General features: G+C 71.0%; 10 protein-coding genes. 8 read left to right on the top strand and 2 right to left on the bottom strand.

The window, feature by feature from the left end:
• From ABZ319_RS38615 to ABZ319_RS38605, 3 genes are all read left to right on the top strand, one after another.
• The coding region (locus ABZ319_RS38615; protein WP_354991552.1) for a GMC family oxidoreductase at window positions 1–1,708 on the top strand (1,708 nt) is incomplete at its 5' end.
• Window positions 1,709–1,830: 122 nt separating this feature from the next.
• Window positions 1,831–2,052, top strand: a complete 222-nt coding sequence (locus ABZ319_RS38610) for a hypothetical protein (RefSeq protein WP_354991551.1) — start codon at window positions 1,831–1,833, stop codon at window positions 2,050–2,052.
• Window positions 2,049–3,269: a hypothetical protein gene (locus ABZ319_RS38605; RefSeq protein WP_354991550.1), complete on the top strand. Its 1,221-nt coding sequence runs from the start codon at window positions 2,049–2,051 to the stop codon at window positions 3,267–3,269. Before ABZ319_RS38610 ends, ABZ319_RS38605 begins: the two co-directional genes overlap by 4 nt.
• A 94-nt stretch (window positions 3,270–3,363) precedes the next feature.
• Here ABZ319_RS38605 and ABZ319_RS38600 read toward each other — a convergent pair whose 3' ends face one another.
• Window positions 3,364–4,233 (bottom strand): NAD(P)-binding domain-containing protein, encoded by an 870-nt coding sequence (locus ABZ319_RS38600; RefSeq protein ID WP_354991549.1) that lies wholly within the window; start codon window positions 4,231–4,233, stop codon window positions 3,364–3,366.
• A 144-nt stretch (window positions 4,234–4,377) separates the two neighbouring features.
• Between ABZ319_RS38600 and ABZ319_RS38595 the strand changes: the two genes are divergently transcribed.
• On the top strand, window positions 4,378–4,734 hold the full coding sequence (locus ABZ319_RS38595) for a helix-turn-helix domain-containing protein (protein ID WP_354991548.1): 357 nt from the start codon (window positions 4,378–4,380) through the stop codon (window positions 4,732–4,734).
• 45 nt (window positions 4,735–4,779) lie between these two features.
• On the opposite strand, the gene ABZ319_RS38590 is transcribed toward ABZ319_RS38595, so the two are convergent.
• Window positions 4,780–6,210, bottom strand: coding sequence for an FAD-dependent oxidoreductase (locus ABZ319_RS38590; protein WP_354991547.1), 1,431 nt, complete (start codon window positions 6,208–6,210; stop codon window positions 4,780–4,782).
• A gap of 180 nt (window positions 6,211–6,390) precedes the next feature.
• Between ABZ319_RS38590 and ABZ319_RS38585 the strand changes: the two genes are divergently transcribed.
• From ABZ319_RS38585 to ABZ319_RS38570, 4 genes are all read left to right on the top strand, one after another.
• Window positions 6,391–6,939, top strand: coding sequence for an adenylate kinase (locus ABZ319_RS38585; protein WP_354991546.1), 549 nt, complete (start codon window positions 6,391–6,393; stop codon window positions 6,937–6,939).
• A 308-nt stretch (window positions 6,940–7,247) separates the two neighbouring features.
• Window positions 7,248–8,465, top strand: a complete 1,218-nt coding sequence (locus tag ABZ319_RS38580) for a hypothetical protein (protein ID WP_354991545.1) — start codon at window positions 7,248–7,250, stop codon at window positions 8,463–8,465.
• Window positions 8,466–8,703: 238 nt separating this feature from the next.
• Window positions 8,704–10,053: a M20/M25/M40 family metallo-hydrolase gene (locus tag ABZ319_RS38575; protein WP_354991544.1), complete on the top strand. Its 1,350-nt coding sequence runs from the start codon at window positions 8,704–8,706 to the stop codon at window positions 10,051–10,053.
• A 36-nt stretch (window positions 10,054–10,089) separates the two neighbouring features.
• Window positions 10,090–10,626: a YbhB/YbcL family Raf kinase inhibitor-like protein gene (locus ABZ319_RS38570; protein WP_354991543.1), complete on the top strand. Its 537-nt coding sequence runs from the start codon at window positions 10,090–10,092 to the stop codon at window positions 10,624–10,626.
• The last annotated feature ends 158 nt before the right edge of the window (window positions 10,627–10,784 follow it).

Genomic DNA, 10,784 nt, shown 5'->3' with positions numbered 1-10,784 from the left:
CCGGCACGGGCGCGGGCTCGCGGGGCTGGACGCGCCCGCGCGCGCCGCGGTGGTCGAGTCCGCGCGGCACAATCCGGCGCTGCAGCACGCGGTCGCCGCGATCGAAACCCCTTTGCGGATAGCGCATTTCAGTGATCGGCGCTATCTCGACGCGATCGGCCTGCCACGCTACGGCGCGCCCGTGCTCGAACGCCGTCCGGGATGGATGGCCAATGTCAGCACCCCGGACGAGCTGCCGGCCGGTGACCTGATCGAGTGCGACGTGGTGGTGGTCGGCACCGGCGCCGGTGGCGCGGCGGTCGCGGCACGCCTGACCGAGCGGGGTCTGGGCGTGGTCATGGTCGAGGAGGGAGATTACGCCGGGCGCGCGGAGTTCACCGGCGAACCGCACGATCGGACCCAGAAGTATTGGCGCGACGGCGGATACAACCTCGCGGTCGGCAACTCGGTGCTCGGGGTGAGCACCGGCCGCCTGGTCGGGGGCACCACGGCGATCAATTCCGGCACCGCGTTCCGCACCCCGGACGCGGTGCTGGGCGAATGGCTCGACCTGGGCTTTCCGGCCGATTTCGCGCCGGACGCGTTCCGCGGCTATCTCGACGAGGTGTCCGGTGAGCTGGGAATCGCCTACGCCGAGACCGCATATCTGGGCCGGGTCGCCGAGGTCATCGGGCGGGGCGCGGACGCGCTCGGGGCCGAGCACGGTCCACTGCCGCGCAACGCCGCGGGCTGCGACGGGCAGGGACAGTGCGTGTACGGGTGTCCCACCGATGCCAAACGCAGCGCCAATGTCAGCTGGGTGCCGCGCGCGCTCGAGGGCGGCGCGCAGCTGTACACGGGGTTGAGCGTGACCCGGATCCTGTTGAACGACCGGCGCGCGACCGGGGTGCTGGCCGAGGGCCAGGACTCGCACGGCGCGCCGCGCGCCCTCGAGATCCGGGCGCGGGCGGTGGTGATCGCGACCGGCACCCTCATGACCCCGCTGCTGTTGCGCCGCAACGGTATCGAGCTGCCCGCGCTGGGGCGCAATCTGTCGGTGCATCCGTCGCTGGGCGCGGTGGCGATGATGGCCGAGCCGGGCACGCCCTGGAACGCGATTCCCCAGGGCTATCACGTGCACGGGCTGGGCGATGAGTTGTGCACGTTCGAGGGGGTGTCGATTCCGCCGCAGTTCGCGGCCGGGGTGCTGCCGTTCCACGGCGCGCGCCTGACCGAGTGGATGAACCGGTGGGCGCACACCGAGCAGTTCGGGGCGATGGTGCGCGATACCGGGGTGGGCAGCGTGGGAATCGGGCCCGGCGGGCGCACCCTGATCCGGTACAGCCTGACCCCGCGGGTGCGGGCCGCGCTGCAGCACGCGTGCGCGGGGCTGGCGGAGTTGTTCCTGCACGGCGGCGCGCAGGCGGTGGCGCTGCCGATCGCGGGCATGCCGCCGATCCGGACCCTGGAGCAGGCGCGGGCGGTGGCCGAAACCCCTGTGGGGGCACGGCGATTCCGCATGATGGGCCCGCATCCGCTGGGTACGGCGCGCATGGGCGTGGACGCGCGCACGGCGGTGGTGGACTTCGAGCACCGGGTGTTCGGCGCAACCGGGCTTTACATCGCCGACGGTTCGGTGGTGCCGACCTCGCTCGGGGTCAATCCGCAGGTGACCATCATGGCCATGGCGTTGCGGGCGGCCGAGGCGATCGCGGCCGAGCTGCGCTGAGCGGCAACCGATTCTGTGCCGATCGGCATTCGATTTCGGGGCTGGCGCCGATTCGGTGATCTTGGTACACCTGGTGAGAGAAAATGGGGTGATCCGACTCAGTTCGGGGACAGGGGCCAATCGTGAATTCCAGAGCCGAACTCGAGCGTGAACTGGGCGGGCCGGTCGCCGCCCTGGACGGGTTGTCCGAGGCCGAGACCGCGGATCTGCTCGAGATCTTCCGCCAGGCCCAGCGCACCGAGGCCGCGGACATGGTCGAGGCGGTGGACAAGACGGTCGGCGCGCTGCCGTGGCCGCTGAGCACCGCGGCCAAGAAGATCATGTTCGGGAACAAGCTCGGATGAGCGATCTGGTCACCCGGGCGCAGCTCACCCTGCTCTCGCGCACCCTGCACGTGCCGGTCGAACGGCTCGGGCACCTGGAGAAACTCGGTGCGCGGCGTCTGCACGAACTCCAGGAGAACGCCGCCCGGGTCATTTTCGACCGGCACGCCGCGGTGTTCTCACGCCTGACGCTGCTGGTGCCGATCGTGCCGTTGAGCATCTCGATTCCGCTGGTGCAGAAGGTGGTGCCGCCGGTCATGGCCGGGCGCGCGGCCGGGGCGCTGGGGGTCGAGCATCCGCGCAAGGCCGTGGAGGCGACCACGATGCTCGAGCCCGCGTACGCCGCGCAGGCCGCGCCGTTCATGGATCCGCACGCGGTGGGACAGCTCGCCGAGATCGCACCGCCCGCACCGGTGGTGGCGATCGTGAACGAGATCCTGCGCCGCGGCGATTACGTGACCGCGGGACCGTTCCTGGCCTATGCCACACCGGAATTGATTCGCGCGGTGGAGGTGGGCGTGCACGATGACGAGGGGCTGATCCGCTCGGCGTCGTACGCGTATTCGGGCGAGAGCGTGTCGCTGATCGTGCGGCAGCTGCTCGCGGGCAGTGAGCGGCGGATTCCCCGGCTGCTCGGCACCGTCGTGGGCGGGTCCACCGAGCTGCGGCTGGCGGCGCTGTCGGTGTTCGCGCGCTGTGACGCGGATGTGGCGGCCGGGATCGGGGACGCGCTGGTCGAGGTGGCCTCGACCGACGAGCTCGGGTCGCTGTTCGCAACGTTCCTGGACGCGGGCGCGTTCACGGAAACACTGCGTTTCGTCGGGCATTTCACCGCGGACGCGGCGGATTCGGTCGCGGGCACCGGGGTGTTCGCCGATCCGGCGGTCTTCGAGACGCTGACCGGGGCGCTCGCGGAGGACGCCGAGGCCGGGGACTGGCGTGGGCTGCTGGCGCTGGCCGAGCGGGTGGACGCGGCGGCCCGGCGAGTGGGCGGCACACTCTCGCACTTCGCACCCGAGACGCTGCGGCGGTTGGCCACCACCCTGGGCGCCGCGGCGCTGTGGCCGCCGCTGATGCGGGTGCTGGCCGCCGCCGAACCCGACGCGCAGTCGCGGATCGGCCAGGTCTGGTCGGGGCTGCCCGAGGACGAACGGCGGGAGCTGGAACAGCGGCTCGCCGAGGCCGATCGGGCCGAGGCGCTCACCTCGTTCGCCGCGACCTTGCGGCTGCCGCGCTAGCGGGCCTTCTGCCACCGACCGCCTGGTCTGCTGGGGCCGGGGTCGGTCGCGGCTGCACGGAAGCGCGGTTGGGTGCCGCCAATGGTGATGGCGGTCAGTGCAATTCCTCGGTGACCCGCGCGAAGGCGGAGGCGCCGTTGCCTTTCGCGACCTGGCGATCCACCAGGGCCGCCAGGGGCGCGATCAGCGTGTCGCCTACGCCCGCGTCGGTGGCCGCGCGGGAAATGGCATCGAGTGCGGCCTTCTGGAAGGCCAGGTGCTGGACCTCGGCGGTGTAGTCGCCGGAGTCGATGACCCGCGCGTATTCGGGCAGGCCCTGGGCCATCGCGGTGACCCAGGGCACGGCGCGGGCGGCGAAGTCGGCGGCGGTGAAACCGGCGGTGCGGGCCATGGCCGAGCCCTGGAAGAAGCCCGCGAACATCAGGTACATGTTCGCCAGCAGCGCGAAGTCGAGCAGGGCGGCGGTGCCGGGGTCGGTGTCGAAGTATTCGGCGGCGCCGAAGAGTTCGAGCAGGGGACGGTGGGCGTCGAAGACCGTGCGTGAACCGCTGTACAGCAGGGCCGAGGCGGGGGTGCCGATCATCGGCGGGACGGCCATGATGCCGCCGTCGAGGAAGTCGATGCCGTGGTCGGCGGCCCAGCGCGCGAGTTCGCGTGACTCCTCGGGGGAGGTGCTGGTGAGGTTGAGCCACCGGCGGCCGGTCAGGGCGCCGGCGATGGGATCGAGGGTGTCGTGGACCGAGGCGTGATCCAGGAGCACGGTGATGAGCAGGCCGCCGTCGTGCACGGCCTCGGCCGGGGTGGTCGCACCCCGTGCGCCTGCTGCCACGAGATCGGTGTCGCGGCCGGGGGTGCGGTTCCAGACCGTGGTCGGCGCACCGGCTTTCACCAGGGTCCGCGCCAGGGCCCGGCCCATCTCGCCCAGGCCCAGCACGGTGACGGGGCCGAACGGGGTGGTCGTCATTGCGGGAGCTCCTTCGATCGTTTGCCGCCGCCGGGTGCGGCGGGGTGGAATCGACAGTGCCGGTGTGCGCGTTGGCCGACAAGTACGCACTATGTCCGAGGGATACGCACCGAAAAGTGTGTGTCCAGCTAGCGAGGGTGAGCGATGGGTGAGAAGAGATTCGGGCCATACTTCTGCGGGATCGACGCGGCCATGGACGTGCTGGGCGGCAAGTGGAAGTCGCTCATTCTCTGGGAGCTCGACGCGCACGGGACGCGGCGGTTCGGGCAGCTGCGGCGCGGACTGCCCGGGGTGTCGGAGAAGATGCTGACCCAGCACCTGCGCGAGCTCGAGGAGGACGGGGTGGTGCATCGCGAGATCTTCGCCGAAATTCCACCGCGCGTGGAGTATTCGCTGACCGAGGAGGGCGCGGCGCTCAACGCCGCGCTGCGCGAGCTGGGTGCGTGGGGTAAGCGCCGGATCGCACGTATCGGGGCCGAGCGGGTGCACGTGCCGGCCTGAGAACCGGCCCGTGCCCGGCGAATTCGGCCTTGGCACCCCACGCGGTCAGTGGGTGGCGGCGTGTGCGCCGGCGACGCGGCCGAAGGCGAGGGCGTCGGCGATGTGGAAGCCGCCGTCCTTGCAGCGGGAGTAGGTGGAGCTGATGTTGCCCGCGGCGTAGAGGCCGGGGATGGGTGCGCCGAAAGGATCCAGGACGCGGGCGTTCTCGTCGCGGCGGGGGCCGCCGTTGCTCCAGGCGAGCAGGGGCGCGGAGGCGAAGGCGTAGTAGGGCGCTTCGGTCAGGGGGATCAGGGTGCGGGGGTGGCGGCCGAATTCGGGGTCGCTGCCCGCGGCGCAGGCGGCGTTGTAGCGCGCGACGGTGTCCTCGAGCGCGCCGGGGTCCATCCCGATCAGGGGTGCGAGTTCGGCGAGGGTATCCGCGCGCTGGATCCAGCCCTTACCGATTTCGACGGCGTTGTCCGAACTCCAGTCGTAGCCTTCGATCTGCTGGGCCCAGCTCACCGCCAGCACGTCGCGCCCGGGCACGATCGGGCCCGCGCGCCGGGTGGCCTCGTCGAACAGGATGTGCATGGGTTCGACGGGGAACAGCTGGTAGGTGCCGTGGATGCGGGCGTGCCCGTGACCGAGGGCGACGGTTTCGTTGCAGCAGCGGCGCCCGTCGCGCCCGAGGTAGAGGTAGCCGCGCGCGTGCGGGAACGCGGTGTAGAAACCGGCGGTGTAGCCGGGGGCGCGCAGGCCGGGCAGGGTCATCATGTTGGACATGTGCCACAGGTCCGCGCCGGCTTTCATGGCCATGCGGTGCCCGTCGCCGGTGGCGGCGGGGGTGCCCCACACGACCGGGTCGGGCAGGCCGAGGTGGTCGCGGACCATGTCCGGGTTGCCTTCGAATCCGCCTGTGGCCAGGACGATTCCGCGCCGCGCGCGCACCCGCAGGGCGCCGTCGGCGGTGTCGGCGATGATGCCGGTGACCACTCCGGCGTGCTGGATCAGTTCGCGCGCGGGTGTGCCGAGGCGGACTTCGATCCCGCGGGCGCGCACGGCCCCGGCCAGTGCGGCCCAGAGCTTTCCACCGCCCATGACGCCCTCGACGCCGATCCAGCCGCGCATGGCGTCGCTGCCGTCCAGGTCCGGATATTCCGGTGGCGCGGGCACGGCCAGGCCGACCTCGATGCCCAGCCCGCGCATCCAGTCCGAGTTGCGGGCGGTTTCGCGCGCCCAGGTCCGGACCACGGGTTCGGGGACGGGCAGGCCGGCGCTGAGGCTGCGCAGGTAGACCGCGGCGCGTTCGGGATCCTGATTGTCGAACCACACCGCGCCCGAGACCCGGGTGCTGCCGCCGGCGGCGTCGGCGTCCATCTTCTCCAGGATCAGTACCCGTGCTCCGGCGTCGTGCGCGGCGATGGCGGCCGCGCAGCCCGCGCCGCCGAAACCCACCACCACGACATCGGTTTCGATATCCCATCGCGCTTCGATCATGACCGCGTCGTCCTTTCCGTTGGCCCCGGGTGCGAACGGAACCAGCCCCGGCCGGGACTGGAAAACGTCAGTCCCGGCCACCGGGACGCGGGCCGTTGCGGCCCAAGCGGGCCGGTATCCAAACATGTTCTGCGACACTGGGTATCGGGGCAACACTGATCGGAAAGGTCGTCGCGCCGTATGCACGTCGTACTCGTGGGCCCGCCGGGGGCGGGCAAGGGCACCCAGGCACGGGGGTTGAGCGCGACCCTGGCCGTCCCGCACATCTCCACCGGCGATCTGCTGCGCGCGCTGGCCGGTGCGTCCACCGAGCTGGGCCGTGAGCTGGCCGGCATCCTGTCCACCGGTGCCCTGGTCCCGGACACCATCACCAACGAGATCGTGCGCCGGCGTCTGTCCGAGCCGGACGCGCGCGCGGGTTCGCTGCTGGACGGCTACCCGCGCAACCGCACCCAGGCCCGCGCCCTGGACACCGCGCTGGCAGCGCACGGCCGCGAACTGGACCGGGTTCTCGAGCTGGTTCTCGATGACGAGATCGCGCTGACCCGGCTGCTCTCACGCGGGCGCGGCGACGACACCGAGGCGGTGATCCGCCACCGCCAGCACCTGTACCGCACGCAGACCGAACCGGTCCTCGAGCATTACGCCGGCCGGGTGGTCACCATCGACGCCGACGGCACGGTCGAGCAGGTCGCCGAGCGCGCGCTGCGGGCGCTGCGGGAGGAATAGAGCGCCCCGCCCGGCCGGTTGCTGGGCGGGCGGGGGCGAATCCTGGTGCGGCCGGGAGTATTCGGCCGAGGGGCCGGTGTGCGGGGGAGCCCCCTCGATGCCCGTGCGGTCATCGCGCACGGCGGCGGGCCGGCCCGCGTTGTGAAAGGTCAGCACGGCTGGGGTTTTTGCGATTTTTGCGATATTCCCGCCTCTATGATGGGCGGTCGATCGCGGGGTGCTCGGCCGCGTCGCCGGAGAAAAGGGGAACGTATGTCCGCCACGGACGAAGTCGGATTCGGTTCCAGACCTTCGAACCGGACCGGCCTATGACCGATCTGGTGACCGGCGCCCAGCTGGCGCTGCTGGCGCGAACCCTGCGCGTTCCCGTCGAGCGCATCGCGCACCTGGAACGACTGGGCGCGCACCGGCTGCACGAGTTGCAGCAGCGAATGTCGGGCACGCTCTTCGATCAGCACGCGCCGATGTTCGAACGGATCAGCACGCTGGTGCCGATCGTGCCGCTGAGCATCTCGCTGCCGATCGTGCAGCGGGTGGTGCCGCCCGCGATGACCGGGCGCGCGGCGGGGGCGGTGGGGGTGCTGCATCGCAAGAAGGCCATCGACGCGCTCCTGCGCCTGAACGTCTCCTACGCCGCGGACTGCGCGCCGTATCTGGATCCGCGCACGGTCGGCCAGCTCGCCGACGACGCCCCGCCGGGGCCGGTGATCGAGATCGTGAACGAGTTGCTGCGCCGTCGCGACTACGTGACCGCGGGCCCGTTCCTGGCGTACGCGACCCCCGAGCTGATCGACGCGGTCGAGAGCGGGGTGGAGGACGACGAGGGCGTGATCCGCTCGGCGTCCTACGCCTATTCTGGGGAGAGCATCAGCGCGATTGTGCGCCAACTGCTTTCGGGTCCGGGCGGGCGGATTCCGCGGCTGTTGAGCACGGTGGTGGACGGGTCGAAGGAGTTGCGGCTGGCGGCGCTGTCGGTGTTCGCGCGCTGCGCCCCCGATGTGGTGGGCGCGGTCGGGGACGTCCTGTTCGAGGTCGCGCCGCCCTCGGCGATCGGTGATCTGGTCGCCACCTATATCAATGCCGGGGCGACCGAGGACATGCTGCGGTTCATCGGCCAGCTGAGCCCGCACGCGCTGACCAAACTCGCGTTGAATCCGGTCCTGGGGGAGACTGCGGAGATCCTGGTGGCGACCGTGGACGGCACCAGCGAGCTGGGGCTGTGGCGCGGGGTGCTCGAGCCGCTGGCGCGCACGCCCGCCGAGGTGCGCCGGCGCGCGGGGTTGCGCCTGGCCGAGCTGGACACCCCGACGCTGATCATGCTGCCCGCCATCGCCCAGGCCGCGCGCCTGTGGCCGCCGCTGCTGTGGGTGCTGTCGGCGACCGATGTGGATGTGCAGGCGCGCATCGGCGAGCTGTGGGCCACCGCCACCCGCCTCGAGCTGCCGCTGCTCGAGCGGCGGATCGCCGATCAGCGCCTGGAATCGCTGCTGACCACCTTGACCGAGACGCTGCGCCTGCTGCGCTGATCGGGCGGGTGTGTTCGGGTCGGGCCTCGGTCGTGGACGCCGGGCGTCGCGCTCGCATCGCACACGAGCAGCGGCGCGCGCACGGGTCCCCGCGACCGTGCGGTATCCGGGTGACCCCCGGAATCGCTTGGGCGAGGGCTGATTCGAATTGGGCGCGGGTGCGATCACCTGGGCGGCACGGGTGCGGGCGCGGTGGCGGGAGTCCGCGCGCACGCGCGGAGGTGGTAGGAAAGGGGACGTGTCCGAAACTGGCGAACCTCGCGCATCCCGTGCCGTTTCCGAGGTGGTGGACCTGGTCAGTGCGCTGATCCGGTTCGACACCTCCAACACCGGCGAATTGGAGACCACCAAGGGCGAGCGCGACTGCGCGCTCTGGGTGGCCGAGCAATTACAGCAGGCCGGGTACACCACCGAATACATCGAATCCGGGGCGCCCGGGCGCGGCAATGTCTTCGCGCGATTGCCGGGCGCGGATTCGAGCCGGGGCGCGCTGCTGATGCACGGGCACCTCGATGTGGTGCCGGCCCAGGCCGCGGACTGGAGCGTGCACCCGTTCTCCGGGGCGGTCCAGGACGGCTACGTGTGGGGCCGCGGCGCGGTCGACATGAAGGACATGTGCGGCATGATGCTGGCGGTGGCCCGCCAGTTCAAGATCGAGGGCACGGTGCCCCCGCGCGACATCGTGTTCGCGTTCCTGGCCGATGAGGAGAACGGCGGGAAGTGGGGTTCGCACTGGCTGGTGGACAATCGCCCCGATCTGTTCGAGGGGATCACCGAGGCGGTCGGTGAGGTCGGCGGGTTCTCGCTGACCGTGCCGCGCCCGGACGGCACCGAACGCCGGCTGTATCTGGTGGAGACCGCGGAGAAGGGACTGGGCTGGATGCGCTTGCGCGCCAAGGCCCGTGCCGGTCACGGTTCGTTCCTGCACGAGGACAACGCGGTGACGATCCTGGCTCAGGCGGTGGCCCGGCTGGGCACCCATACCTTCCCGCTGGTGGTCTCGGATTCGGTGGCCGAGTTCCTGGCCGCGGTGCAGCAGGAGTCGGGTATCGAGTTCGATCCGGCGAGCCCGGACATCGAGGGCCAGCTCGCCAAGCTGGGCACCATTTCCCGCATCATCGGCGCGACCCTGCGCGATACGGCCAATCCGACCATGTTGCAGGCGGGGTACAAGGCCAATGTGATTCCGCAGACCGCCGAGGCGGTGGTGGACTGCCGGGTGGTGCCGGGGCGCCAGGCCGAGTTCGAGAAGGAGGTCGACGAGCTGATCGGCCCCGATGTCGAGCGCGAGTGGATCACCAAACTCGATTCCTACGAGACCACGTTCGACGGCCATCTGGTCGATGCCATGAACGAGGCGATCCTGGCCCACGACCCCCAGGGCCGCACCGTGCCCTACATGCTCTCCGGCGGCACCGACGCGAAAGCGTTCGCGCGCTTGGGTGTTCGCTGCTTCGGGTTCGCCCCGCTGCAGCTGCCGCCGGAGCTGGACTTCACCGCGCTGTTCCACGGGGTGGACGAGCGGGTTCCGGTGGCATCGCTCGAGTTCGGGACGAGCGTGCTGGAACACTTCCTGCTGAACAGCTGATTTCTCGCACCTCCATTGTTCTCGAAAGGACTTCTCGTGCCCGACTATTCGTACAACCCCTACGCCGCGCTGCCGCAGCTGCCCGAGTTCACGCTCACCTCCACCGACATCACCGAGGGTCAGGCGCTGCACCTGGATCAGGTCAGCGCGCTGGGCGGGGCCGGGGGCAAGGATGTCTCCCCGCAGTTGAGCTGGTCCGGATTCCCGGCCGAGACCAAGAGTTTCGCGGTGACGGTGTTCGATCCCGACGCTCCGACCGCCTCGGGATTCTGGCACTGGGCGGTGGCCAACATCCCGGTCACGACCACGAGCCTCGAGACCGGGCAGGGCAGCGCGGGCGGCACACTGCCCGCGGGTGCGGTCACCCTGGGCAACGACGCGGGGCTGACCGAGTACACCGGCGCGTTCCCGCCCGCCGGGCACGGCGCACACCGGTATTTCGTGGTCGTGCACGCGGTCGGGGTGGAGCGGCTCGAGGTCGATGAGAACGCGTCCCCGGCGTACCTGGGGTTCAATCTGTTCCTGAACGCGATCGGGCGCGCGACGTTGATCGGCACGCACGAACAGCTCTGAGTTCGATGGTGAACGGCCGTGGGGGGGGGGGGGTGGGGCGGGGTCTGTGTTTTGGTGTGGGGGGCGCTTGGGGGTTTGGGGGTGGGGGGGGGCGCTTTCTGGGGGGGGCGAACCTAACTCGGTGCGAGGGGGACGGCGTGGAGCAGGGGCGGGCCAGC

This window comes from Nocardia sp. NPDC005978, from assembly GCF_040614455.1.
Classification (GTDB): domain Bacteria; phylum Actinomycetota; class Actinomycetes; order Mycobacteriales; family Mycobacteriaceae; genus Nocardia.
This window is presented reverse-complemented; position numbering and strand designations above follow the sequence as displayed.